At 70.9% G+C, this 24295-nt stretch carries 23 protein-coding genes; 13 read left to right on the forward strand and 10 right to left on the reverse strand.

The window, feature by feature from the left end; genetic code table 11:
• Positions 1-303: 303 nt before the first annotated feature.
• From ccrA to OHS71_RS07930, 8 genes are all read left to right on the forward strand, one after another.
• On the forward strand, positions 304-1647 hold the full coding sequence (gene ccrA / locus OHS71_RS07895; RefSeq protein WP_328478211.1) for a crotonyl-CoA carboxylase/reductase: 1344 nt from the start codon (positions 304-306) through the stop codon (positions 1645-1647).
• A gap of 17 nt (positions 1648-1664) precedes the next feature.
• Positions 1665-3692, forward strand: a complete 2028-nt coding sequence (locus OHS71_RS07900; RefSeq protein WP_328478213.1) for a protein meaA — start codon at positions 1665-1667, stop codon at positions 3690-3692.
• Positions 3689-4654 (forward strand): HpcH/HpaI aldolase/citrate lyase family protein, encoded by a 966-nt coding sequence (locus OHS71_RS07905; RefSeq protein WP_328478215.1) that lies wholly within the window; start codon positions 3689-3691, stop codon positions 4652-4654. Before OHS71_RS07900 ends, OHS71_RS07905 begins: the two co-directional genes overlap by 4 nt.
• Before the next feature lie 5 nt (positions 4655-4659).
• Entirely contained in the window at positions 4660-5172 is a 513-nt protein-coding gene (locus OHS71_RS07910; protein ID WP_328478217.1) for a MaoC family dehydratase, read from the forward strand.
• A gap of 2 nt (positions 5173-5174) precedes the next feature.
• Entirely contained in the window at positions 5175-6380 is a 1206-nt protein-coding gene (locus OHS71_RS07915) for an acyl-CoA dehydrogenase family protein (RefSeq protein ID WP_328478219.1), read from the forward strand.
• Positions 6381-6550: 170 nt separating this feature from the next.
• Complete coding sequence (locus OHS71_RS07920) at positions 6551-7207, forward strand: phosphatidylserine decarboxylase (RefSeq protein WP_189925758.1); 657 nt, start codon at positions 6551-6553, stop codon at positions 7205-7207.
• A 22-nt stretch (positions 7208-7229) separates the two neighbouring features.
• Positions 7230-8048 (forward strand): CDP-diacylglycerol--serine O-phosphatidyltransferase, encoded by an 819-nt coding sequence (gene pssA / locus OHS71_RS07925; RefSeq protein ID WP_328484436.1) that lies wholly within the window; start codon positions 7230-7232, stop codon positions 8046-8048.
• A 203-nt stretch (positions 8049-8251) separates the two neighbouring features.
• Entirely contained in the window at positions 8252-9481 is a 1230-nt protein-coding gene (locus OHS71_RS07930; protein ID WP_328478224.1) for an alpha/beta hydrolase, read from the forward strand.
• A gap of 6 nt (positions 9482-9487) precedes the next feature.
• Here OHS71_RS07930 and OHS71_RS07935 read toward each other — a convergent pair whose 3' ends face one another.
• Complete coding sequence (locus OHS71_RS07935) at positions 9488-10606, reverse strand: glycerate kinase (RefSeq protein WP_328484437.1); 1119 nt, start codon at positions 10604-10606, stop codon at positions 9488-9490.
• A 211-nt stretch (positions 10607-10817) separates the two neighbouring features.
• Between OHS71_RS07935 and OHS71_RS07940 the strand changes: the two genes are divergently transcribed.
• Together OHS71_RS07940 and OHS71_RS07945 are read left to right on the forward strand one after the other, a co-directional pair.
• The gene (locus OHS71_RS07940) at positions 10818-11906 is read left to right on the forward strand and encodes an ADP-ribosylglycohydrolase family protein (protein WP_328478226.1); all 1089 of its coding nucleotides are present in this window, start codon (positions 10818-10820) and stop codon (positions 11904-11906) included.
• Positions 11907-11946: 40 nt separating this feature from the next.
• Positions 11947-12447 (forward strand): NUDIX hydrolase, encoded by a 501-nt coding sequence (locus OHS71_RS07945; protein ID WP_328478228.1) that lies wholly within the window; start codon positions 11947-11949, stop codon positions 12445-12447.
• A gap of 58 nt (positions 12448-12505) precedes the next feature.
• Here OHS71_RS07945 and OHS71_RS07950 read toward each other — a convergent pair whose 3' ends face one another.
• Entirely contained in the window at positions 12506-12706 is a 201-nt protein-coding gene (locus OHS71_RS07950; protein ID WP_328478230.1) for a DUF2191 domain-containing protein, read from the reverse strand.
• Positions 12707-12917: 211 nt separating this feature from the next.
• Here OHS71_RS07950 and OHS71_RS07955 point away from each other — a divergent pair, with 211 nt between their 5' ends.
• From OHS71_RS07955 to OHS71_RS07965, 3 genes are all read left to right on the forward strand, one after another.
• The gene (locus OHS71_RS07955; protein WP_328478232.1) at positions 12918-13325 is read left to right on the forward strand and encodes a YciI family protein; all 408 of its coding nucleotides are present in this window, start codon (positions 12918-12920) and stop codon (positions 13323-13325) included.
• An 8-nt stretch (positions 13326-13333) separates the two neighbouring features.
• On the forward strand, positions 13334-14479 hold the full coding sequence (locus OHS71_RS07960; RefSeq protein WP_328484438.1) for an RNA polymerase sigma factor: 1146 nt from the start codon (positions 13334-13336) through the stop codon (positions 14477-14479).
• Positions 14480-14545: 66 nt separating this feature from the next.
• Positions 14546-15280, forward strand: coding sequence for an SIR2 family NAD-dependent protein deacylase (locus OHS71_RS07965; RefSeq protein WP_328478234.1), 735 nt, complete (start codon positions 14546-14548; stop codon positions 15278-15280).
• Positions 15281-15325: 45 nt separating this feature from the next.
• Here OHS71_RS07965 and OHS71_RS07970 read toward each other — a convergent pair whose 3' ends face one another.
• From OHS71_RS07970 to lpdA, 8 genes are all read right to left on the reverse strand, one after another.
• Positions 15326-16348 carry a TolB family protein gene (locus OHS71_RS07970; protein WP_328478236.1) on the reverse strand — a complete coding sequence of 341 codons (1023 nt, stop codon included), beginning with the start codon at positions 16346-16348 and terminating at the stop codon, positions 15326-15328.
• Positions 16345-17613: an MFS transporter gene (locus OHS71_RS07975; protein WP_328478238.1), complete on the reverse strand. Its 1269-nt coding sequence runs from the start codon at positions 17611-17613 to the stop codon at positions 16345-16347. The genes OHS71_RS07970 and OHS71_RS07975 overlap by 4 nt, the downstream gene beginning before the upstream one ends.
• Positions 17614-17618: 5 nt before the next feature.
• The gene (locus OHS71_RS07980; protein ID WP_328478240.1) at positions 17619-18509 is read right to left on the reverse strand and encodes an alkaline phosphatase family protein; all 891 of its coding nucleotides are present in this window, start codon (positions 18507-18509) and stop codon (positions 17619-17621) included.
• Between the two features lie 183 nt (positions 18510-18692).
• A complete protein-coding gene (locus tag OHS71_RS07985) occupies positions 18693-19184 on the reverse strand; it encodes a methylated-DNA--[protein]-cysteine S-methyltransferase (protein WP_328478244.1) in 492 nt (163 codons plus the stop codon).
• Between the two features lie 10 nt (positions 19185-19194).
• Positions 19195-20685 (reverse strand): AlkA N-terminal domain-containing protein, encoded by a 1491-nt coding sequence (locus OHS71_RS07990; RefSeq protein WP_328478246.1) that lies wholly within the window; start codon positions 20683-20685, stop codon positions 19195-19197.
• Between the two features lie 163 nt (positions 20686-20848).
• Positions 20849-21331 carry a DUF7144 family membrane protein gene (locus OHS71_RS07995; protein WP_328478248.1) on the reverse strand — a complete coding sequence of 161 codons (483 nt, stop codon included), beginning with the start codon at positions 21329-21331 and terminating at the stop codon, positions 20849-20851.
• Positions 21328-22629 (reverse strand): hypothetical protein, encoded by a 1302-nt coding sequence (locus OHS71_RS08000; RefSeq protein WP_328478250.1) that lies wholly within the window; start codon positions 22627-22629, stop codon positions 21328-21330. The genes OHS71_RS07995 and OHS71_RS08000 overlap by 4 nt, the downstream gene beginning before the upstream one ends.
• A 138-nt stretch (positions 22630-22767) precedes the next feature.
• Positions 22768-24180: a dihydrolipoyl dehydrogenase gene (gene lpdA / locus OHS71_RS08005; protein WP_328478251.1), complete on the reverse strand. Its 1413-nt coding sequence runs from the start codon at positions 24178-24180 to the stop codon at positions 22768-22770.
• Positions 24181-24295 lie beyond the last annotated feature (115 nt).

Below are 24295 nucleotides of genomic sequence, written 5' to 3' on the forward strand. Positions count from 1 at the left end.
TACGTAAAGATTTCAGCTGAGACCAAGTTCTGGCACTCAGTGCCTTGCGGGGTGACACGCGGTGTCATACGTTGAAGGTGTCCGGGCGGCCGGCGTGCAGAGACCATACGTACGCCGGCTGTCCCCGCAAGCTCATGGTTTGCGCGCCCGGACGCCTGCGTCACAGGCACCCTCCCGCGCCACAAAGCGCTGCCGAACAGCACCACCCCGCCGAACCGACGGCATCTCCCAAGACCCTCAGCAGCACACCGACGTAACCCTCAGCGCCCCGCCCTCAGGGCGCTCATCGCCGGAGGCAACACCGTGACCACACAGGCCATTCTCGACGCGATCCAGTCGCCGGACTCCACGTCGGCCGACTTCGCCGCTCTGCCGCTCCCCGAGTCGTACCGCGCGATCACCGTCCACAAGGACGAGACGGAGATGTTCGCGGGTCTGGAGACCCGCGACAAGGACCCGCGCAAGTCGATCCACCTCGACGAGGTCCCCCTTCCCGAGCTCGGCCCGGGCGAGGCCCTGGTGGCCGTCATGGCCTCCTCGGTGAACTACAACTCCGTGTGGACCTCGATCTTCGAGCCGGTGTCGACGTTCAGCTTCCTGGAGCGCTACGGCAGGCTCAGCGAGCTGACCAAGCGGCACGACCTGCCGTACCACATCATCGGTTCCGACCTCTCGGGCGTCGTCCTGCGCACCGGCCCCGGTGTCAACGCCTGGAAGCCGGGCGACGAGGTCGTCGCGCACTGTCTGTCCGTCGAGCTCGAGTCGTCCGACGGCCACAACGACACGATGCTCGACCCCGAGCAGCGCATCTGGGGCTTCGAGACCAACTTCGGCGGCCTCGCGGAGATCGCGCTGGTCAAGTCCAACCAGCTGATGCCGAAGCCGGACCACCTGTCGTGGGAGGAGGCGGCGGCCCCGGGCCTCGTCAACTCCACCGCCTACCGGCAGTTGGTGTCCCGCAACGGCGCCGGCATGAAGCAGGGCGACAACGTCCTGATCTGGGGCGCCAGCGGTGGCCTCGGCAGCTACGCCACGCAGTTCGCGCTGGCCGGCGGAGCCAACCCGATCTGTGTCGTCTCCTCCCCCGACAAGGCGGACATCTGCCGGGCCATGGGCGCCGAGGCGGTCATCGACCGCAACGCCGAGGGCTACAGGTTCTGGAAGGACGAGCAGACCCAGGACCCGAAGGAGTGGAAGCGCTTCGGCAAGCGCATCCGCGAGTTCACCGGCGGCGAGGACATCGACATCGTCTTCGAGCACCCGGGTCGCGAGACCTTCGGCGCCTCGGTCTACGTCACCCGCAAGGGCGGCACCATCACCACCTGCGCCTCGACCTCCGGCTACATGCACGAGTACGACAACCGCTACCTGTGGATGTCCCTGAAGCGGATCATCGGGTCGCACTTCGCCAACTACCGCGAAGCCTGGGAGGCCAACCGGCTGGTCGCGAAGGGCAAGATCCACCCGACGCTGTCGAAGGTCTACTCCCTGGAGGAGACCGGCCAGGCCGCCTACGACGTGCACCGCAACCTCCACCAGGGCAAGGTCGGCGTCCTCGCGCTGGCCCCCGTGGAGGGTCTGGGCGTGCGCGACGAGGAGAAGCGCGCCCAGCACATCGACGCCATCAACCGCTTCCGCAACATCTGAGACACCCGGGGTCATAGATGACTGAGCGTCAGAAGGACCGGCCGTGGCTCATGCGCACGTACGCCGGTCACTCCACGGCAGAGGCGTCCAACGAGCTGTACCGGCGCAACCTCGCCAAGGGCCAGACGGGTCTGTCGGTCGCGTTCGACCTGCCCACCCAGACCGGCTACGACTCCGACCACGTCCTCGCCCGCGGCGAGGTCGGCCGGGTCGGCGTGCCGGTGGCCCATCTCGGTGACATGCGCAGGCTGTTCCAGGACATCCCCCTGGACCAGATGAACACCTCGATGACGATCAACGCCACCGCCATGTGGCTGCTGGCGCTCTACCAGGTCGTCGCCGAGGAGCAGGGTGTGGACATCACCCTGCTCCAGGGCACGACCCAGAACGACATCGTCAAGGAGTACCTGTCCCGGGGGACGCACGTCTTCCCCCCGGGGCCGAGCCTGCGCCTGACGACGGACATGATCGCGTACACGGTCTCCCACATCCCGAAGTGGAACCCGATCAACATATGCAGCTACCACCTGCAGGAGGCCGGGGCCACACCGGTGCAGGAGATCGCCTACGCGATGTCCACGGCGATCGCCGTGCTGGACGCCGTCCGGGACTCCGGGCAGGTGCCGGAGGAGAAGTTCGGCGACGTCGTCGCCCGTATCTCCTTCTTCGTGAACGCGGGCGTCCGCTTCGTCGAGGAGATGTGCAAGATGCGCGCCTTCGGCCGCATCTGGGACCAGATCACCCGCGAGCGCTACGGCATCGAGAACCCCAAGCAGCGCCGCTTCCGCTACGGCGTCCAGGTCAACTCCCTGGGACTGACCGAGGCTCAGCCGGAGAACAACGTCCAGCGGATCGTGCTGGAGATGCTCGCCGTGACGCTGTCGAAGGACGCACGCGCGCGTGCCGTGCAGCTCCCCGCCTGGAACGAGGCGCTGGGCCTGCCCCGGCCCTGGGACCAGCAGTGGTCGCTGCGCATCCAGCAGGTCCTCGCCCTGGAGAGCGATCTGCTGGAGTACGAGGACATCTTCGAGGGCTCGCACGTCATCGAGGCGAAGGTCGCCGAGCTGGTCGAGGAGTCCCTCACGGAGATCGAGCGGATCCAGGAGATGGGCGGCGCGATGGCCGCCGTCGAGTCCGGCTACCTCAAGTCGCAGCTGGTCTCCTCGCACGCCGAGCGCAGGGCCCGGATCGAATCCGGGCAGGAGAAGATCATCGGCGTCAACATCTTCGAGACGACCGAGCCCAACCCGCTGACCGCGGACCTCGACACGGCCATCCAGACGGTCGATCCGGCGGTCGAGGCCCGCGTCATCGCCTCCCTCCAGAACTGGCGCGACACCCGCTACCAGCCGCCCTTCAACCACCCGCGCCCCTGCAAGGCGCTGGAGAAGCTGAAGGAGGCCGCCAAGGGCACCGCCAACCTCATGGAGGCCACCCTGGAGTGCGCCCGCGCCGGGGTCACGACCGGCGAGTGGGCCGGGGCGCTGCGCGAGGTGTTCGGCGAGTTCCGGGCCCCGACGGGGGTGTCGTCGGCTCCGGTGGCGGTCCCGGCGGAGGAGGGCTCAGCCATGGCCGACGTCCGCCGCCGGGTCGACGCGACCGCGAAGGACATGGGTGTCGGCAAGCTCCGCTTCCTGGTCGGCAAGCCGGGCCTGGACGGGCACTCCAACGGCGCCGAGCAGATAGCCGTACGGGCCCGGGACGCCGGCTTCGAGGTGGTCTACCAGGGCATCCGGCTGACGCCCGAGCAGATCGTGGACGCCGCGCTGGAGGAGGACGTGCACGCCGTGGGCCTGTCCATCCTCTCCGGCTCGCACGCCCAACTGGTGCCGGACGTCCTCGAACGGCTCCGTGTGGCCGGTGCCACAGACATCCCGGTGATCGCCGGTGGCATCATCCCGAATGGAGACGCCGAACAGCTGAGGGCTGCCGGCGTGGCCGCGGTCTTCACCCCGAAGGACTTCGACATCACCGGAATCATCGGCCGCATCGTCGACGAGATCCGCAAAGCGAACAAGCTCGACCCCCTGGAGGTCCCCGCATGACCACGCCCGTCAACCGTCTGCGTCCGCGACGCTCCTGCCTCGCGGTCCCCGGGAGCAACCCCCGCTTCCTGGAGAAGGCGCAGGGCCTCCCGGCCGACCAGGTCTTCCTCGACCTCGAGGACGCGTGCGCGCCGCTCGCCAAGCCCGAGGCACGGCACACCATCGTCAAGTTCCTCAACGAGGGCGACTGGACGGGCAAGACGCGGGTCGTCCGGGTCAACGACTGGACGACCGAATGGACGTACCGCGACGTCGTGACGGTGGTCGAGGGAGCCGGCCCCAACCTCGACTGCATCATGCTGCCGAAGGTGCAGAACGCGCAGCAGATCGTCGCGCTGGACCTGCTCCTGACGCAGATCGAGAAGACCATGGGCTTCGAGGCCGGCCGGATCGGCATCGAGGCGCAGATCGAGAACGCCCAGGGCCTGAACAACGTCAACGAGATCGCGCAGGCCTCCCCGCGCATCGAGACGATCATCTTCGGGCCGGCCGACTTCATGGCGTCGATCAACATGAAGTCGCTGGTCGTGGGCGAGCAGCCACCCGGCTACCCGGCGGACGCCTACCACTACATCCTGATGAAGATCCTGATGGCCGCCCGCGCCAACGACCTCCAGGCGATCGACGGTCCGTACCTCCAGATCCGCAACGTCGACGGCTACCGCGAGGTCGCCGGGCGTGCCGCCGCCCTCGGTTTCGACGGCAAGTGGGTGCTGCACCCGGGTCAGGTCGAGGCGTCCAACGAGATCTTCTCGCCGTCGCAGGAGGACTACGACCACGCCGAGCTGATCCTGGACGCGTACGACTACTACACGTCCGAGGCGGGCGGCAAGAAGGGCTCGGCGATGCTCGGCGACGAGATGATCGACGAGGCCAGCCGCAAGATGGCGCTGGTCATCTCCGGCAAGGGACGCGCCGCCGGCATGCAGCGCACCGGCAAGTTCGAGATCCCGGAGGGCTGAGCGCCATGCAGTTCGGACGCACCTACGAGGAGTTCGAGGTCGGGGCGACGTACAAGCACTGGCCGGGAAAGACGGTCACGGAGTACGACGACCACCTGTTCTGTCTCCTCACCATGAACCACCACCCGCTCCACATGGACGCGAACTACGCGGAGAAGACGACCGACTTCGGCCGCAACGTCGTGGTGGGCAACTACATCTACTCCCTGCTGCTCGGCATGTCCGTGCCGGACATCTCCGGCAAGGCGATCGCCAACCTGGAGATCGAGTCGCTCAAGCACGTGGCGCCGACCTTCCACGGCGACACGCTCTACGGGCAGACGACCGTGCTCGACAAGTGGCCGTCGAAGTCGAAGAACGACCGCGGCATCGTCTACGTCGAGACCAAGGGCTACAAGCAGGACGGCACGCTGGTCTGCGTGTTCCGCCGCAAGGTGATGGTGCCGACCGAGACGTACATCAAGGAGCGCGGCGGCGAGCAGCCGGGCCGCCCCGAGCTCAAGGAGCAGGAGAAGTAGCCATGGCGCGACTTGCCCAGACCGCCGGTCTGACCGACATCCAGCAGGAGATCCTCTCCACCGTCCGCGACTTCGTGGACAAGGAGATCATCCCGGTCGCGACCGAGCTGGAGCACCGCGACGAGTACCCGCAAGCGATCGTCGACGGCCTCAAGGAGTTGGGTCTGTTCGGCCTGATGATCCCCGAGGAGTACGGCGGTCTGGGCGAGTCGCTCCTGACGTACGCCCTGTGCGTCGAGGAGATCGCCCGCGGCTGGATGTCGGTCTCCGGCATCATCAACACGCACTTCATCGTGGCGTACATGCTCAAGCAGCACGGCACGCAGGAGCAGAAGGACCACTATCTGCCGAGGATGGCGGCCGGCGACATCCGCGGCGCCTTCTCCATGTCGGAGCCCGCCCTCGGCTCGGACGTGTCGGCGATCACGTCGAAGGCGGTGAAGGACGGCGACGAGTACGTCCTCAACGGCCAGAAGATGTGGCTGACCAACGGCGGAACGTCCTCGCTGGTGGCCGTTCTGGTCCGAAGTGACGAAGGACACCCCGAGGGCACGGCGCCCCACAAGTCGATGACGACCTTCCTGATCGAGAAGGAGCCCGGCTTCGGTCAGGTCCGGCCCGGCCTGACCATCCCCGGCAAGATCGACAAGATGGGTTACAAGGGGGTGGACACCACCGAGATGATCATGGACGGCCTGCGCCTTCCCGCCGATCGGGTGCTCGGCGGGGTCACCGGCCGAGGTTTTTACCAAATGATGGACGGAGTCGAGGTTGGGCGCGTGAATGTCGCGGCCCGTGGCTGCGGCGTCGCCCAGCGTGCCTTCGAACTCGGGGTCCGGTACGCCCAGCAGCGCCACACGTTCGGCAAGCAGATCGCCCAGCACCAGGCCATTCAGTTCAAGCTCGCCGAGATGGCTACCAAGGTCGAGGCCGCCCATGCGATGATGGTGAACGCCGCGCGCAAAAAGGACTCCGGTGAACGAAACGACCTTGAGGCAGGGATGGCGAAGTACCTCGCCTCCGAGTACTGCAAGGAGGTCGTGGAGGACGCCTTCCGGATCCACGGTGGCTACGGCTTCTCCAAGGAGTACGAGATCGAGCGCCTCTACCGCGAGGCCCCGATGCTGCTGATCGGTGAAGGCACCGCAGAAATCCAGAAAATGATCATCGGGCGCAGATTGCTCGAGGAGTATCGGTTCCAGGGCTGATTGTCCGGGTTGGGGGTGTTTTCTTCGAGAAGAAGATCACACCCTGTCAACTTCCCGCAGCCGTCGACTCGGCTTCCTTGCTTACCCAGTTGTGGCCCCGAACCGCTACGATCGCGGAAAGCCGCCGTCCCCCCGTCGAAGCGCGGCATCATCCGCTACGAAGGTCATCCATGCCCCACAGCCAAACCTCTGCACACCGCGACAGCCTGGTAGGCGCACGCCTCGCGCGCGGAGCATCGCCGTGGCTTCTGCCGACCGTCGCCACCGCAGCCGTCAGCCTGCTGCGCGCCCGCCGCTCGGGTGCCGCCAAGGCCGTCGCCGTGCCCGCCACCGCTCTCGCGGCGGGCATGCTGTGGTTCTTCCGCGACCCCGAGCGCGAGATCGCTCCGGGCCGGGTCATCTCCCCCGCCGACGGTGTGGTGCAGAGCATCATGCCGTGGAAGGACGGACGCACCCGGGTCGCGATCTTCATGAGCCCGCTCAACGTCCACGTCAACCGCGCGCCGCTGGCCGGCACCGTGACGTCGGTCGAGCACATCCCCGGCGGGTTCGTGCCGGCGTTCAACAAGGAGAGCGAGAACAACGAGCGCGTCGTCTGGCACTTCGACACCGAGCTCGGTGACATCGAGATGATCCAGATCGCCGGAGCCGTGGCCCGCCGCATCGTCCCCTACATCCCCGAGGGCACGAAGGTCGAGCAGGGCGAGCGGATCGGCCTGATCCGCTTCGGCTCGCGCGTCGACATCTACCTGCCCGAGGGCGTGGACGTCGCGGTCGAGGTGGGGCAGAAGACGGTGGCAGGGGTGACTCGCATTGACCGTGATTGACCCGGAGCCCCAGGCGGGCTGGGTGCCCGAGGCCGACGACGTGGACGAAGAAGAGGAGATGCCCCTCTCCCTGCGTCTGTCGATAGCGGACACGCTCACCCTCGGCAACGCAACGTGCGGCTTCATGGCGGTGTACTTCACCACCACCGGCATCCTGATCCCGCACCTCACCGGCAGCCAGGAATCCGGCATGGCCCGCCACAGCGCGGCCACGGCGGTCATCCTGATGCTCTGCGCGGCGGTCTTCGACCTCTTCGACGGCCTGGTCGCACGCAAGCTCCGCTCCTCGCCGATGGGCGCGGAACTGGACAACCTCTCGGACCTGATCAGCTTCGGGCTGGCCCCGGCCTACTTCGTCCTGGTCTACGGCATGGTCGCCGACGACGCCCACCAGCGGGTGGCGGCGGTCGGCGCGATCGTGGTGCTGCTCGCGGTGGTGCTCAGGCTCGCCAGATTCTCGTGCGTCACCGTCAAGGACGGCACCTTCCAGGGCATGCCGTCGCCGTTCGGCGCGCTGACGGTCGTCTCGATCGTGCTGCTCGAGCTGCCCTTCGTGGCGACCCTGATGGCCATCCTGGGCACCGCCTGGCTGATGGTGAGCCGGGTCGAGTACCCGAAGCCGCGGGGCCGCCTCGCCGGCGCGATGCTCGCCTGGATCGTGCTGTCGATGGGTCTGCTGGCGGCCTGGGCGTTCGACGCCCCGAGCGGTCAGCTGCTGCTCCAGACCGGATGTGCGCTCCAGCTGGTCATGGGCGCGGTCATCCCGCTGTTCGCCACGGCCCGCCGGGTGAACAACTTCCGCGGCAACCGGCGTGAGGCCCGGGCGGCGCAGCTGCCCTGACCTCCACTCCACCGCTTGACGGGTGCGGCCCGGACCTTCGAGGTCCGGGCCGCACCCGTTTCGCGTTCAAGGGCGTCTGTTCTACCTCTTGACCAGGTAACTACCTGCCGCTCACGCCCAGTTGCAGTGAGCGAGGGAGAAGAGGACGGTGGAATCAGGGGGATCAGCGGTGATTTGTCCCGCTTCATGGAGGGAGAACGACCATGCCTGTCCCTGCCCCCAAGGACCACCTTGTCCCGCACATCTCGAAGATCCCGGCCAACGAGGGCGACGCCGTGAAACTCTTCGTCCGGGAGTACAACGGCACTCAGGGCAACCAGCCCCGCTCACCGGTGCTGATGCTCCACGGCCGGAGCGTGCCGGTACTCGCCGGGTACGACCTGACCGGCTCCGGGTCCGACATCGCGTACAGCTGGGCACAGCAGCTGGCCTCGCACCACTACGACGTCTTCCTGATGGACCTCCAGGGCAACGGACGGTCCCCGCGTCCGAAGATGGACGAACCCCGCAACGCCAACCCGGCACAGCGAGACATCCTGGCCCCCAACCCGCTGCCGGTCCCGTACACCGGCACGCCGCTGTATCCGCACGAGCTGGGCAACTCCGAGAGCGAGTGGGCGGAGCTGGCCACCGTGATCGCCTTCATCAAGGCGCTGCCCCATATGACCACACCGATCGACTTCATCGGCTGGTCCGCCGCCGGGCCGGTCATGGGGCCCTACACTCTCCAGCACCCCGAGGACGTCAAGAGCCTGTTCCTGCTCGCCCCGATCTTCCCGCCTCTGGGACGGTGGTCGGGCGACCTCATGAGGCCTTTCGGACGCCCGGAGGAGGCCGCCACGTTGCCTGTGTCCCAACCTCCCTCCGTCTTCGGCTTCCCGATGCACGTCAGCAGCAAGAAGAACTTCGAGGACGCATGGGACCGCGAGCAGGGCAGCCCGTCCCAGCGGGATCCCGGCATGGTGGACCGGGTGTGGGCCGCCATGATGGCGAACGACGCCGTGGGCAGTACCTGGGGGAAGGAGCTGTCGCCGGGCGTGTTCCAGGGCATCCACCGATACCGCAACTCCTACTGGTGGGGCTGGAACAACGAGACGGCGCCCTTCGAGAACCCGGAGGGCACCCATGTCCTCGGTGACCGGGTGCCCCTCGTCATCGTCCACGGCGAACTGGACAAGACGGTGAACACCCCCGCGACCTCCCCGGCCCCACCGGTCCAGCGCTTCTCCGTGCCCGCCCTGTACGCGGCCGTCAAGGGGCAACGGAAGCTGATGTTCCAGCTCGAGGGCGCGGGGCACTCCGTGGTCTGGGAGCGCCGCGCCGACGTCGTGCACGAGATCTCGAAGCACTGGCTCCAGAACAAGTACAAGGTGTGGGGCCTCACCAGCGGCAGCTACTACCGGGACGTGAACGGCGAACTCTTCCCGCTGTAGCCCCGCTCAGCTCAGGAAGTCGCGGCCGATCTGTTCCGCCACCCGCTCCAGGATCGGCCCGGCGTCGGAGATGCACCTGGCGATGTCCGGCTCGGCATCCGTCAGCGGATACGCCCGGCGGATCCCGGCCCGGCCCAGCTCCACCGGCGGCAGGGCGAGGCGGCCGCAGACGGCGACGACCTCCTTGCCGGCCGCCCGGGCGGCCGCGGCGACACCCGCGGGGGCCTTGCCGTGCAGGGTCTGCTCGTCCAGCGAGCCCTCACCGGTGATCACCAGCTCGGCCCGTTCGAGCGCCGGCGCGAAGCCCAGCACGTCGAGCATGACCTCGATGCCGGCGCGGAACCGGGCGCCGATGAGCAGGGCCCCGTAGCCGATGCCGCCGGCGGCGCCCGCGCCCGGCGCGGTGGCGTACTCCGCCGCCTTCGGGCCGACCGACGCGTGAAGCACCTGCGCGTAGTGCGCGAGTGCCGCGTCCAGTGTCTTCACGTCGTCCGGCGAGGCGCCCTTCTGCGGGCCGTACACCGCCGGTGCGCCCTTGGGGCCGGTCAGCGGGTTGTCGACGTCGCTGGCCAGGATCAGTTCCACGGAGGTCAGCCGGGGGTCCAGCTCCGACAGATCGGCGCGGACCACGTCCGCGAGGCCGCCGCCGCCCGGCGCCACCGGCTCGCCGTCGGCGTCCAGGAACCGCGCGCCGAGCGCGGACAGCATGCCCGCGCCGCCGTCCGTGGTGGCACTGCCTCCGACCCCGAACACGATCGTCCGCACGCCCGCGTCCAGCGCGGCGCGCAGCAGCTCTCCGGAGCCGTACGTCGACGCCGTGAGGGGGGCGAGGACACCGGCCGGGAGCCGTTGCAGACCGCTGGCCTCCGCCATCTCCACGACCGCGGTGTCACCGCGCACGGCGAAGGCGGCGGTGATCTCCTGGCCGAGGGGGCCGGCGACCCGTACCTCCCGGCGTTCGAACCCGGCCGCGACAGCGGCGGCGACGGTCCCGTCACCTCCGTCGGCGACGGGCAGGGCCTCCACCTCGACGTCCGCCACGACCCGGCGCAGCCCGGCCGTCACCCGCTCGGCGACCTCCACGGCCGTCAGTGAGCCCTTGAACTTGTCCGCCGCCACGAGCACCCGTCGGGTGCCCCGCGCTGGAACGTCCGTCACCTTGCCATCCCCTTGCTCTCCGGGCCCCGCGCACGTCAGGGCCAGTCGCGCCGCTGTGACCATAACCTCAACGCGCCCCCGGCGTCATGCGGTGCCGGACCCCGGAGGAACCCTGAGCCGCCGCTGTGGCGCCGTCGGAGCCCTCGCGCGTGTCCGCGCGATCCGGTAGACCGGACGTATGACTCCTGTGGGCGGCGGGCCCGAGTTCGCCGACCGCGTCCTCGGGGGCTGGCTGGGCCGGATCGCGGGCAACATGCTCGGCAAACCGGTCGAGCAGGGCGACGTGTGGACGCGCGAGCGCATCGACGGCTACCTGCGGCGGGCCGCCGCCCTGCCGCTCACCGACTACCTGCCCGAGCCGGCCACCGAGGAGGACGGTCTGCGGCTGCGCCCGGAGTGGCGCGCCTGCGTGCGTGGCCGCATCCACGGCAGCTGCCGTGACGACGACGTCGACTACGCCATCCTCGGCCTCGACCTCCTGGAGACGCACGGCTTCGGCTTCAGCACCGAGGAGGTGGGCGACCTGTGGCTGCGGCGGCTGCCGTATCTCCAGACGTTCACCGCCGAACGGGCCGCCTACCGCAATCTCACGGCCGGCCTGAAGCCGCCGCTGACGGCGACGTACGACAACCCGTACCAGGAGTGGATCGGCGCCCTGATCCGCGCCGACATCCACGGCTGGACCTGTCCGGGCCTGCCCCGCCGCGCCGCCTCCCTGGCCCGCCGGGACGCGGTGCTCTCGCACACCGGCAACGGGGTGTACGGCGCGATGTTCGCGGCGGCGCTGATCGCGGCGGCGTTCACCGCGCCGACGGTGCGCGGCGCGCTCGACGAGGCGCTGGCCGTCGTCCCGGCGAGCAGTCGCCTCGCCCGTGCCGTACGCCGGGTCGCCTCCCTGCACGGCGCCGGTATGACCTGGGAGGACACCCTCACGACGGTGACGCAGGAGACGGCGGGCCTGGGATGGATCCACACCGTCCCGAACGTCGCCGTCCTCACCGCGGGACTGCTGTACGGCGACGGCGACTTCACCCGGACCGTCACGCTCACCGTGCGCGGCGGCCTGGACACCGACTCCAACGGCGCGACGGCCGGCTCCGTGGCCGGCGTCCTCACCGGGGCCTCGGCGATCCCGCGCCGGTGGACGGAGCCGCTGGAGGACACCGTGCGCAGCGCCGTGTTCGGTTTCGACGGCGCGCGTATCAGCGACCTGGCGCGCCGGACGACGCGGCTGGCCGGGACCCGGGACCGGCCGCAGGAGAACTGACCCGACACGCGGCCTGCCCGCCGCCGCTTACGCTTTCCGGATGAGCAACCCCAGCACGACCGACTTCGCGGCGTACATCGCCTCCCTGCCCCGTGTCCTGGCCGGCGCCGCCGCTCTCTTCCGTGACGCCGAGGGGCGCGTCCTGCTCGTCGAGCCCAACTACCGGGCGGGCTGGGCCCTTCCGGGCGGCACGATCGAGTCCGACGAGGGCGAGGGACCCCGGCAGGCCGCGCGTCGCGAGACGCTCGAGGAGATCGGCCTCGACCGCGAACTCGGCCGGCTGCTCGCGGTGGACTGGTCGCTCGGCCCGGACCGGCCGCCGCTGGTGGCGTACGTCTACGACGGCGGGGTCCTCGACGAGGACGACCTCAAGGCGATCCGGTTGCAGGAGGCCGAGCTGCTCTCCTGGCGGCTGGTCGCGCGCGAGGAGATCACCGACCATCTGCTCGGTTCGCTGGGCCGCCGGGTCCTGGCCGCCCTGGACGCGCTCGCGGACAGCTCTACGACAGCCGAGCTGGAGAACGGCCGCCCGGCGCACTGACCCGAGCCCTGGCCCCTGGCCTCCGGTGATCCCCGGTCGGCGTCGCCCCGCGGTCCGCTCAGCCCTGCACGTCGCGCGGTGCGGCGTCCACCTCGCGCAGGACCTCGTCCCGGACGGCGGTCCTGGCCTCCGTGCGGTGGCCGCGCTCGATGTAGTCGCGCACCACGAGTTCGACGGCGTCCTGCGGGCTGCCCACACCGGTGAGCACCATGACCTCGACGACGAGTTCGGCGTCGAGCGAGACAGCGACCTTGGCCATGTCGGGACGGTAGCACCGGCACGGCCGGTCCGGCATCGGCTCGCACCGGCCGGATCGTCCGGGGCCCGCGGGCGCCGGGCCGGGTCCATCGGCGAAGGCCGGGAAAGTCGCGAAGAAAAGTCCGGACGAGGATGTCGAGAACCCGGGGCCGGCTTCGTCCCCGTGGTGAACGCGCCCACAATGGGTCGCACCGGTACCGAGGAGAACCACGATGGCCAAGTACCTGCTGCTGAAGCACTACCGAGGCGCCCCGGAAGCGGTCAACTGCGTCCCGATGGACCAGTGGACGCCGGAGGAGATCTCGGCGCACGTGCAGTACATGAACGACTTCGCGGCCCGGCTGGAGAAGAGCGGCGAGTTCGTCGACGGCCAGGCGCTCGCTCCCGAGGGGACGTGGGTCCGCTACGACGGCGAGGGCCGCCCGCCGGTCACCGACGGCCCGTTCGCCGAGACCAAGGACCTCATCGCCGGCTGGATGGTGATCGACGTCGACAGCCACGAGCGGGCCGTCGAGCTGGCGGGGGAACTGTCGGCCGCCCCCGGGGCGGGCGGGAAGCCGATCCACGAGTGGCTCGAGCTGCGCCCGTTCCTGGGCGCGCACGCCACCGTCACGGAGTGACCTCGTCGATGAACGAGGCCCTGCTCCGGAGCCTCACGCCGAGCGTGCTCGGCATCCTCGTCCGCCGCGGAGCCGACTTCGCGGCGGCCGAGGACGCCGTGCAGGACGCGCTGGTCGAGGCGGTCCGCGTCTGGCCGGCCGATCCGCCCCGGGACCCGAAGGGCTGGCTGGTCACCGTGGCCTGGCGCCGGTTCCTCGACGCGACCCGGGCGGAGACCGCCCGCCGCCGGCGTGAGGACCTCGTCGACGAGGAGCCGGCGCCCGGGCCGGCGCCCGCGGTGGACGACACCCTCCAGCTGTACTTCCTGTGCGCCCACCCGTCGCTGACGCCGTCGTCCGCGGCCGCGCTCACACTGCGCGCCGTCGGCGGGCTGACCACCCGCCAGATCGCCCGGGCCTATCTGGTGCCCGAGGCGACCATGGCGCAACGCATCAGCCGGGCCAAGCGCACCGTCTCCGAGGTGCGCCTCGACCGGCCCGGCGATGTCGCCACCGTGCTGCGCGTCCTCTACCTGGTGTTCAACGAGGGCTATTCCGGCGATGTCGACCTCGTCGCCGAGGCCATCCGGCTCACCCGGCAGCTCGCGGCCGTCGTCGACCACCCCGAGGTGGCCGGTCTGCTCGCCCTGATGCTGCTCCACCACGCCCGGCGTGCCGCCCGGACCGCGTCCGACGGCAGCCTGGTGCCGCTCGCCGAGCAGGACCGCTCCCGGTGGGACACCGTGGCGATCGCCGAGGGCGTCCGGATCCTCCAGGCGGCCCTCGCCCGCGACCGGCTCGGCGAGTTCCAGGCCCAGGCCGCCGTCGCGGCGCTCCACGCCGACGCGCTCACCGCCGAGGAGACCGACTGGGTGCAGATCGTCGAGTGGTACGACGAACTCGTGGGCCTGACCGACAGCCCGGTCGTCCGGCTCAACCGCGCGGTCGCCGTCGGCGAGGCCGACGGACCGCGCGCCGGGCTGGCGGAGCTGGCGGCCCTGGACGCGACGCTGCCCCGTCACACCGCGGTGGCGGCGTACCTCCACGAGCGCGACGGCGACCTGACGACGGCGGCGCGGCTCTACGCCGAGGCCGCCCACCGGGCGCCGGACCTCGCCGAGCGAGACCATCTGACCCGCCAGGCCGCCCGGCTCAACGCCCGCGGGAGCCGCTGACGGGAGGCGCCCGCCCCCGGTCAAAACCGTTCGCCCGGCGCAGAAGGCCGGGCCTACCCTCGGCCCATGGGAAAGCCTCTCGTCGCCATCCTCAGCGGTGCCGGTGTCTCCACCGACTCCGGGATCCCCGACTACCGTGGTCCGAACGGGCTGTGGCGCAGGGATCCCGAGGCCGAGAAGCTCGTGACGTACGAGCACTACATGGGCGACCCGGAGATCCGGCGGAGGTCCTGGCAGATGCGGCGCGGGATCGGGGCCCTGGGCGCGGAGCCGAACGCGGCGCACCGGGCCGTGGCCGAGCTGGAGCGGTCCGGGGTGCCGGTGCGGGTGATCACCCAGAACGTGGACGGGCTCCATCAGCTCGCCGGGATGCCGGCCCGCAAGGTCCTGGAACTGCACGGCACCGCACGCGGTGTCGTGTGCACGCGGTGCCCGGCGCGCGGCCCGATGGAGGACGCTCTCGCCCGTCTCGACGCAGGCGAGGAGGACCCGCCGTGCCTGGAGTGCGGCGGGATCCTCAAGCCGGCCACGGTGATGTTCGGCCAGCGCCTCGACCCCGTGGTGCTGGGCGACGCCCTCGCCATCGCCAAGGCCTGCCACGTGTTCGTCGCCGTCGGCACCAGCCTGCGGGTGCAGCCGGCGGCCGGGCTGGCCGGCGTCGCCGCCGACCACGGGGCCCGGCTGATCGTCGTCAACGCCGAGCCGACGCCGTACGACGAGATCGCCGACGAGGTCGTCCGGGAGCCGATCGGGGCGGCGCTGCCGAAGCTGCTGGCCGGTCTCACGGCGGCGCGGTCGTGAAGGCGGGTCTGCTCGGGTCGGCGGTCACCGTGTCCGCCCCGTGCGTCATCCGAGGTAGGCGGGGGCGACGGCGGAGGTCATGAGGGTGCGGGCGGTGCCGCCGCCGTCGGCGGGGACGGTCCACAGGTCCGAGCCGTAGTCGCCGGGAAGGGCGTAGACGAGGGTGGAGTCGTCGGCCCACAGGGCCTGGTCGTCGACGTTGCGCCGTTCGGCGGTCGCGGTCTCCTTCATGGTGCGCAGATCGAGGACGTACAGCCGCCAGGGGGCGTCGGGCGAGGCTCCCGCGACGCGTCTCTTGTAGGCGATCCGGGTGCCGTCGGGCGAGAGGGAGGGGCATTCGACGTTGTCGTGCAGGGTGGTGAGGGTGCGGGTCGTGAGGTCGCCCCGTACGAGGTGGGTCCGGCCGCCGGTCGCCAGCGTGGCGTAGAAGCGGGTGTCGTCGGCGAAGGTGACGCCCCAGATGTTGATGTCCGCGGCGCGGTAGGTGCGGCCGTCCTCGATGACGCGGAAGGTCTCCAGGTTGTCGTCGATCGTCCAGGTCCGGGTGTCGACGACGGCGGTGCGGGTGGAGAAGTCGGTGCCGGCGTAGGAGTCGCCGCTGACGAAGACCGTCCAGGCCACCAGGTGGCCGGAGGGCGAGACCCGGGCGCGGGTGGGGATGCCGGAGACGGGGAAGCGGTGCAGCTCGCGCAGGTGCGGATCGAGCACCACCGCCCGGTAGGTGTCCTGGAGCGCGCCGTGCGCGGCCTGGAGGCAGATGCCGGTGCCGGCCGCCGCGTGGAAGCGCAGGCACTTGACGCCCGACGCGGTGCGCGGCCCCTGCGGGTCGTCGGCGGGAACGGTGGTGAGTTCGTCGCGGTGCGGGCCCCAGGCCAGGTTGCGGACCACGAGCCGTCTGCCGGTCGTGGGCCGGAGCGAGACGGCGCCGGTCCGCACGGTCGGGCCGTTCGCCTGCTGCTGGTCGCGCCGTCCCGACCGGTGGGCGGAGTACAGCACCGCCGCGGTGCCGACGGCGCCGAGCAGCACGACGGCGACCGTCAGGATCAGCAGGCGGGTCGTCCTGGTCATGCGCGCACCTCACCGGTGGGACGGAGAACGAACGAGGCGACGACGACACCGGCGGCGAGCGCGCCGGCGGCGACGGCGAGCGCCGGCCGTCCGCCCCACAGGCTCCAGGCCGCGCCGAAGGCGAGCGAGCAGACGAAGCGGGCCAGCGCCTGGCCGGTGCCGACCAGGGCCTGCCCGGCTCCCTGGTGCCGCGCCGGCACGGCGCTGGCGGTGGCGGCCGCGAGGACTCCGTCGGTGGCGGCGTAGAAGGCGCCGTGCAGGAGGAGGACGGCGGCCACCGCGGGGGCGCCGTGCCAGGGGGACAGCACCAGGGCGTAGCCGAGCAGCAGGACGCCGTGGCCGGCCAGGAAGAGGCGGCGGCTGCCGACGCGGTCGGCGAGGGCGCCGAACGGCAGGGCGAGCAGCAGGAAGACCGCGGCGGTGCCGAGCGGCAGCAGCGGGAAGAGGTGGGCGGGCAGGTCGCCTTCGCGCTGGAGCAGGAGATAGAGGAAGGAGTCGCTGACGGTGGTCAGGCCGAGCAGGGTGGCGCACACGGTGAGCCTGCGCAGTTCCGGACGGCGCAGCAGTGCGAGAGCGTCCCGCAGCGCCGGCCGGGCCGGTTCGGGCAGGGGCGCGGCGCCCGCAGGGGCGATGCGGCGGGGCACGAAGAGCACCAGCACCAGGACCCCGAGCACGGCGACGCAGCCGCTGACCGCGAAGACCGCGTCATAGCCGTCGACGGTGGCCCGCAGCACGGCGAAGGCGACGAGCGGGCCGAGCAGCGCGCCGGTGGTGTCCATGGCCCGGTGCACGCCGAACGCCCGTCCCCGGTGCTCGGGTTCGGTGGCCAGCGAGATCATCGCGTCCCGGGGCGCGGTGCGCAGCCCCTTGCCGGTGCGGTCGGCCGCGAGCACGACGCCGATCGCGGGGAGGGTGTGCGCGAGCAGCAGCAGCGGCTTGCACAGGGCCGAGAGGCCGTAGCCGAGGCCCGCCACCGCCTTGTGCCGGTGGCCTCCCCGGTCGGCGAGATGGCCTCCGGCGAGCCGGACCAGGGCTCCGACGCCGTTGTTGATGCCGTCGAGGACGCCGAATCCGAGCGGTGAGAGACCGAGCCCCGCGACGACGTAGAGGGGCAGCACGGCCGTGACCATCTCCGAGGAGACGTCCGTGATCAGGCTGACGGCGCCCAGGGCCAGCACGGTGCCGGGCACCGCGGCCGGCCGTCGCCCCGGACGGGGGTCCGGGGCGACGGCGGCCCCCGTGCCGCGGGAGTCCGCGAGATACACGGGCGTCAGTTCCAGATGCCGGTGATGTCGGACGCCGAGGCGGCGTTGCCCGCGTGCGTGCTCAGACCGGCCAGGTCCTCCACGGTCCGCAGGACGTTGTAGTGGTTGTAGGTGGTGGAGCTGGAGCTGCCGGGGGTGACGTGCTGTCCGTACAGGACGGTGGGGATCCGGTTGCCGGACAGCTTGTTGTCCTCGTCGAAGGTGACGGCGAGGATGCTGTTGTGGGTACTGGCCCAGGTGGCGTAGGCGCCCAGGTTGTTCTTGATCCAGGTGTCGCCGGTGGAGACCGAGCAGTCGTGCATGTCGCTGCACAGGTTCGGTACGACGAAGGAGACCTTGGGCAGGGTCGTGTAGTCGGCCGGGAACTGCGTCATGGTCTTGGCGGTGCTCGTCGGCACGTTGGAGAACCCGAACCAGGGGTTGTGTTTCTGTGCGTACTTACCGCTGCTGCACGTCGTGGAACCCTGGCTCGGCAGCGACTCGTTGTAGCTGGCCCAGGTCTTGCCGGCGGCGATCAGCTCCGAGGCGAGGTTGGGTGCGGAGAGGGACCCGACCGGCACGCAACTGTCGTCGGTGCGGCCCTGGTTGGAGCCCGAGAACAGCATGTAGTAGTTCGGCTCGCTGGGGTGGGTGAGGCCGTACGACTGGGTGAGGCTCGCGCCGCCCGCCTTGAGGGTGTTGTTGAGGTAGGGCGCGCTGGAGCTGCCGATCACCTGTGAGTAGGCGTGGTTCTCCATCACCACGACCACCATGTGGTCGGGGGCGGGGAGAGCTGCGGCCTGGGCGGTGGTGGCCGTGGCGGCCCACGCGCCGATCGAGGTGGCGGTGAGGGCGAGGGCCCCGGCGAGGGCGGCGAGGGGACGTCTGTTGCGCTGGGAAGCCTTGACGGCGGCCATGACTGTCCTCCGGACAGTAGTGACGGACGTACGGGGGTGCGGCGCCGCCACCCTAGAAGCCCTGGGCCTGTCCTGGGTGAAGGCCAGACGAACGGTGGGCCCCGCCAGGCAAACATCCCACCAGAGACAGGTCATGTACAGGTCACAAACAACGGCCGTGGCCGGCGGCCGCGGACAGCGGTGCTAGAAAAGGGCGGGCGCGCGTGTCGCGCCCTCGAACTCCAGCAGGCGCTGCTTGCGTTCCAGTCCGCCGCCGTAGCCGGTGAGGCCGCCGCCGGCGCCGATCACGCGGTGGCAGGGCACGATGATGCCGACAGGGTTCTTCCCGTTGGCGAGGCCCACCGCGCGGGAGGCGCTCGGGCTGCCCAGGGCCACGGCGAGTTCGCCGTAGGTGCGGGTCTCGCCGTAGGGGATCTTCCGCAGTTCGTCCCAGACCGAGCGCTGGAACGGGGTGCCGTGCAGGCGCAGTTCGAGGCCGAACTCCTTGAGTTCTCCGGCGAAGTAGGCCTTCAGCTGGTCCTCGGCGTCCCCGAAGAGGGTCTCGTCGCGCGGGCCGAAGTTCTCCTCGGGCGGGCGGTGGCGTTGCCCTGTCATGTAGAGGCCGCACAGGACGCCGTCGTCGGCGACGAGGGTGAGGGGGCCGTACGGGCTGTCGGTGATCGTGTGCTGTTTCAAGGCGGGTTCCTTATACGGGCAGGAAGTTGATGGGGTGGCTGTCGGTCGCCCAGAGGTACTGGACGGCGTACGCCCGCCAGGGACGCCAGCCCGCCGCGCGGGCGGTGAGCGCCGCCGGGGTGGAGGGCAGTCCCCACCGTTGTGCGGCACGGCGGATTCCGAGGTCGGTGGGCAGGAAGGCGTCGGGGTCGCCGAGGGCGCGCATCGCGATGACGTCGACCGTCCACGGCCCGAAGCCGGGCAGCGAGAGGAGCCGGGCACGGGCCTCGGACCAGTCGCTCTCCACTCCCAGGTGGATGGTTCCGTCGGCGAGTCGTCCGACAAGGGTGGTGAAGGTGGTGCGGCGGGTGCGGGGCATCGCCAGTGTCCCGGGGTCGACGGCGGCGAGTGCCTCGACGGTCGGGAAGAGGTGGGTGAGGCCGCCCTCCGGGTCGTCGACCGGCTCGCCGTGCGCGGTGACCAGGCGGGCGGCGTGGGTGCGGGCGGCCGCCGTGGAGACCTGCTGCCCCAGCACGGCGCGCACGGCGAACTCCGACTCGTCGACCGTGCGGGGCACCCGGCGGCCCGGCGCCTTGTCCACGAGGGGCGCGAGCAGCGGATCCGTGCGCAGCCGGTCGTCGACGGCGACCGGGTCGGCGTCCAGGTCGAGCATGCGCCGGCAGCGGCTGATCGCGACGGTGAGGTCCCGCAGGTCGCTGAGGCCGAGGCGGCAGCCGATGTGGTCGGGGTGCGGGGTGAGCGCCACGACGCCGTGCCCGTACGGCAGCCGCAGGGTCCGCCGGTACGCCCCGTCCCGCCACTCCTCGACCCCCGGGACGCCGGTCGCGGCGAGATGGCCGAAGAGGTTGTCGGGGTTGAGCGGGGCACGGAAGGGCAGGCGCAGGGCGAGCGTGCCGGGCGCGGCCGGGCGGGCCGAGGGGTCCCTGCGCGGGACCCGGGCGCGCAGTTCCGTCGGGGAGAGCGCGAAGACCTCGCGCACGGTGTCGTTGAAGGTGCGGATGGAGGAGAACCCGGACGCGAACGCGGCCTGTGCCATGGGCAGTCCGGTCGTCTCGATGAGGAGGCGCGCTGTCTGTGCCCGCTGCGCCCGCGCCAGCGCCAGCGGTCCCGCGCCGAGTTCGGCGAGGAGCTGGCGTTCGACCTGACGGGTGCTGTAGCCGAGGCGGGACGCGAGTCCCGGCACCCCTTCGCGGTCGACGACGCCGTCGGCGATCAGCCGCATGGCACGGGCGACCAGATCGGCCCGCTGGTTCCACTCGGGCGAGCCCGGGGTGGTGTCGGGGCGGCAGCGCTTGCAGGCGCGGAAGCCCGCCTGCTGGCAGGCCGCCGCGCTCGGGTGGAAGACCATGTTCCGCGGCTTGGGCGGCACGACCGGGCAGCTGGGCCGGCAGTAGATGCCCGTGGTCAGGACCGCCGTGAAGAACCAGCCGTCGAACCGGGCGTCCTTGGACTGCACGGCGCGCACACAACGCTCGCGATCGGTGTACATCCCGTTCTGCATACGTCCAGCATCGTCTCGCGGCGGACGGGGTGCTGGCGAGAATCCGACATGGAGGCCGGTGTCCGCGCACCGCTGCACCGGCCCGGCCCCGGGGGCTGCGCCGGCACCGCCCGCCCGGGCCCCCGCCCTTCCGCCGCCGGGCAGTCGTACGTGACGGCCGGGGTCACTCCCCTGCCGTCCGGCGGCCCGGCTCCTCCTGCCACGTCACCAGCGACCAGATGACGAAGACGTCGATCCCCATGACGGCGATCGACCAGAGCGGCTCGTAGGGCAGGAACAGGAACTGGGCGACCAGGCTCAGCGCGGCGAGGAAGACGCCCGTGAAGCGCGCCCAGGTCACTCTCCTGAGGAGGGCCGCGCCGGTCGACGCCGCGAGCACGCCGAGGACGAGGTGGATCCAGCCCCACCCGGTGAGGTCGAGCTCGTAGACGTAACTGCCGACGCGGGCGTAGACGTCGTCCTCGGCGAGGGCCGCGATGCCCTGGAGGACGGCGAGCACACCGCTGCACAGCATCAGGACGCCGGCGAACACGACGCCGTCGGCCCGGCCGGTGTGCGGGGTGGGCCGGGGCGGTCCGCCGGGCGGGGCGGACCAGGCGGTGCCTATCTCGCCCGGCGGCTCTCCGGTCGGGGAGTGCGAGGTCATGCGGGGCTGTCCTTCCGGGAGGGCTGGGTCGCGAGGAAGTCGACGACTCCGAGCGCGAAGAGCAGGGCGAGGGCGAGCCCGACCACGACCCAGCCGGTCGGGTACGGCCACAGGACGAAGGCCAGGACGGCTCCGGCGACCAGGATCCAGGTGATCCAGGTGCGGTAGCGGTCGACGAACGGGCCGACGGGGCCGGTGCGCAGCCCGGCGTGATCGGCGGTCGCGCGCACGGCGTCGATGGCCGAGTGCCACAGCCGCCGCACCAGGGCGGCATGGCGGCCGGGTCCGGTCAGCCAGGCGGCGACGGCGATCACCACCCCGAGAGCGACCACCGACCGCACGGAGGTGCGCAGGAACCGGGTGAGCGTGTCGTACAGGGATCCGGCGGCGGGCTGGGAGACCCCGGACGGGAGGGCGTCCAGATAGACGACCCGGAAGACGGTCAGCGCCACGCCGAGGAGAAGGGTGGCGAAGGCGAAACAGAGCGAGGCGACGATCAGGACGCGCCGGCGGTGGGTGGAGACCAGCACGCCGGCCACCACCAGCAGGACCGCGACGACGGGCAGCCAGAAGCCGACCAGTTGCAGCACCCGGAAGTAGGTCTTGACCTTGCCGATGTCCTCGGACTCGACGATCGTGAAGTCGGTGTGGATCTCGGGGATCTTCCCCGCGACCGTCATCCCGGAGTCGACGAGGCGTTGCTTGACCTGCTCGACGACCGGGGCGAGGTCGAGGGTCACCGTGTCGTTCTCGATCTTCACCGCGCCGCCGCCGCTGCCGGTGAGGGCCTTGTCGACAGCGCTGTGGATTCTGCGGTTGGCGTCGGTCCAGATCTTCTCGAAGGCGTCGGAGGCCACGACCGCCTCCGCCTTGTCGTGCACGAAGCTGCGGACGGCGCTTTCGAGCGAGGGGCCGAGCTTGCCCAGGGCCTTCTCCAGCAGGGGGCGCTGGGCCGGGGCGGCGTCCTGGAGGAGCGCGGTCAGGTCGAGGCGCTCCATCAGGGCGTTCGTGACGCGGTTGGCGGCCGCGTTCTGAATGTCCTTGTCCGAGGCCAGCGGGCGGACGGTGTCGACGTAGCGGTCGGTGTCGCCCACGATGCTGGAGGTCCAGGCCGCCACCACGCCCAGCGGGGCGAGGACGCAGCCGAGGACGATGAGGACGACCGCGACGATCGAGCGGACGCGGTGGTGGGCGGGCCGACGCGCCCGCTCGGTCCGGGCCCGCTCGGCCTCCAGTGCCGCGATGCGGCCTCTGAGTGCCTCGAGCTCCGCGTCAGCGGGTACACCGCTCTCCGCCATGGCGGACTCCCTCGCCGTCGGTCCGGTTGCGGCCCGGGGCCGGTCCGGTGGAGACCCAGCACATCCCGAACGTGCGGCGGCGGCGAGCGAGGCGGGTCCGTCCGGGTGAACGGGCCCGCCCCGTGCGGTGCGCGGGAGCTACATGTTGATCATGTGGCCGGCCAGGCCGTGGACGGCCTCCTTCACGGCCTCGCCCAGCGTCGGGTGGGCGTGGACGTTGCGGGCGACCTCGTGGACGGTGAGGTCCCACTGCTGGGCGAGGGTCAGCTCGGGCAGGAGCTCGGTGACGTCGGGGCCGATCAGATGACCGCCGATGAGCTCGCCGTACCTGGCGTCGCTGATCAGTTTCACGAAGCCGGTGGTGTCGCCGAGGCCGTGCGACTTGCCGTTCGCGGTGAACGGGAACTTCGCCACCTTGACGTCGTAGCCCTTCTCGCGCGCCTGGGCCTCGGTGTAGCCGAAGCTGGCGATCTGGGGCTGGCAGTAGGTGGCGCGCGGGATCATGGCGTAGTCCAGTTCCATGGTCTCCGCGTCGGCGAGGGTCTCGGCGGCGATGATGCCCATGGCCTCGGCGGCGTGCGCGAGCATGAGCTTCGCGGTGACGTCGCCGATGGCGTAGATGTGCGGGACGGAGGTGCGGCAGCGGCCGTCGACGTCGATCGCGCCGCGCTCGGTGACCCGCACCCCTGTGTTCTCCAGGCCGTAGCCGGTGACGTTCGGGGCGAAGCCGATCGCCTGGAGCACCTTGTCGGCCTCCAGGACCTGCTGGGCGCCGTCCTTCCCGGTGACCGTGACGCGGACCTGCGGACCGGACTCGTCGATGGACTCCACCCGGGTGGAGGTGAGTACGTCGATGCCAAGCTTCCGGTACTGCTTGGCGAGTTCGGCCGACACCTCGGCGTCCTCCAGGGGCGCGACCCGGTCCAGGAACTCGACGATCGTGACCTTCACGCCGTAGTTGTGCAGGACGTAAGCGAACTCGATGCCGATGGCACCGGCTCCGGCGATGACGACGGACTGCGGAAGGTCGTCGGCCAGGATCTGCTCCTCGTACGTCACCACGCGGGCGCTGCGCTTGGTGCCGGGGAGCAGCCGGGGCGTGGCGCCGGTGGCGACGATGCAGTGGTCGAAGCCGATGGTGCGGGTGTCGCCCTCGTAGCCGGCCACCTGGAGGGTGTGGTCGTCGACGAAGGTGCCGCGGCCGTCGACCTCGGTGATCTTGTTCTTCTTCATCAGGTAATGGACGCCCTTGACCCGGCCGTCGGCGACCTTGCGGCTGCGGCGGTACGCCTCCCCGTAGTCGAAGGAGACCTGGCCGTCGACCTTGATGCCGAAGGTCTTCGCCTCGTGGGTGAAGATGTGGGCGAGTTCGGCGTTGCGCAGGAGGGCCTTGGTGGGGATGCAGCCCACGTTGAGACAGACGCCGCCCCAGTACTTCTCCTCGACGACGGCGACGCGCTTGCCCAGCTGGGCGGCTCGGACCGCGGCGACGTAGCCGCCCGGACCGGCCCCGAGGACCACGACGTCGAAGCGTTCGTCCTGCTCGGTCATGGGTTCATTTCCTTTTCCGTCGAGTGCGTCACGGGTGATGCGTGCTGCCGATCCGATTCTCGCGCGCCGACGGGCGGAATGCGTGGGTGATCGCGCCGCCGGCGGTACGGGCGGG

It is taken from the genome of Streptomyces sp. NBC_00377 (assembly GCF_036075115.1).
In the GTDB taxonomy this organism is placed as follows: Bacteria; Actinomycetota; Actinomycetes; order Streptomycetales; family Streptomycetaceae; genus Streptomyces.

Coding starts and splice junctions, on each gene's coding strand:
- OHS71_RS07900 (WP_328478213.1), top strand. CDS start 1,665: ATGACTGAGCGTCAGAAGGACCGGCCGTGGCTCATGCGCACGTACGCC.
- OHS71_RS07905 (WP_328478215.1), top strand. CDS start 3,689: ATGACCACGCCCGTCAACCGTCTGCGTCCGCGACGCTCCTGCCTCGCG.
- OHS71_RS07910 (WP_328478217.1), top strand. CDS start 4,660: ATGCAGTTCGGACGCACCTACGAGGAGTTCGAGGTCGGGGCGACGTAC.
- OHS71_RS07915 (WP_328478219.1), top strand. CDS start 5,175: ATGGCGCGACTTGCCCAGACCGCCGGTCTGACCGACATCCAGCAGGAG.
- OHS71_RS07920 (WP_189925758.1), top strand. CDS start 6,551: ATGCCCCACAGCCAAACCTCTGCACACCGCGACAGCCTGGTAGGCGCA.
- OHS71_RS07930 (WP_328478224.1), top strand. CDS start 8,252: ATGCCTGTCCCTGCCCCCAAGGACCACCTTGTCCCGCACATCTCGAAG.
- OHS71_RS07940 (WP_328478226.1), top strand. CDS start 10,818: ATGACTCCTGTGGGCGGCGGGCCCGAGTTCGCCGACCGCGTCCTCGGG.
- OHS71_RS07945 (WP_328478228.1), top strand. CDS start 11,947: ATGAGCAACCCCAGCACGACCGACTTCGCGGCGTACATCGCCTCCCTG.
- OHS71_RS07950 (WP_328478230.1), bottom strand. CDS start 12,706: ATGGCCAAGGTCGCTGTCTCGCTCGACGCCGAACTCGTCGTCGAGGTC.
- OHS71_RS07955 (WP_328478232.1), top strand. CDS start 12,918: ATGGCCAAGTACCTGCTGCTGAAGCACTACCGAGGCGCCCCGGAAGCG.
- OHS71_RS07960 (WP_328484438.1), top strand. CDS start 13,334: ATGAACGAGGCCCTGCTCCGGAGCCTCACGCCGAGCGTGCTCGGCATC.
- OHS71_RS07965 (WP_328478234.1), top strand. CDS start 14,546: ATGGGAAAGCCTCTCGTCGCCATCCTCAGCGGTGCCGGTGTCTCCACC.
- OHS71_RS07970 (WP_328478236.1), bottom strand. CDS start 16,348: ATGACCAGGACGACCCGCCTGCTGATCCTGACGGTCGCCGTCGTGCTG.
- OHS71_RS07980 (WP_328478240.1), bottom strand. CDS start 18,509: ATGGCCGCCGTCAAGGCTTCCCAGCGCAACAGACGTCCCCTCGCCGCC.
- OHS71_RS07990 (WP_328478246.1), bottom strand. CDS start 20,685: ATGCAGAACGGGATGTACACCGATCGCGAGCGTTGTGTGCGCGCCGTG.
- OHS71_RS07995 (WP_328478248.1), bottom strand. CDS start 21,331: ATGACCTCGCACTCCCCGACCGGAGAGCCGCCGGGCGAGATAGGCACC.
- OHS71_RS08000 (WP_328478250.1), bottom strand. CDS start 22,629: ATGGCGGAGAGCGGTGTACCCGCTGACGCGGAGCTCGAGGCACTCAGA.
- lpdA (WP_328478251.1), bottom strand. CDS start 24,180: ATGACCGAGCAGGACGAACGCTTCGACGTCGTGGTCCTCGGGGCCGGT.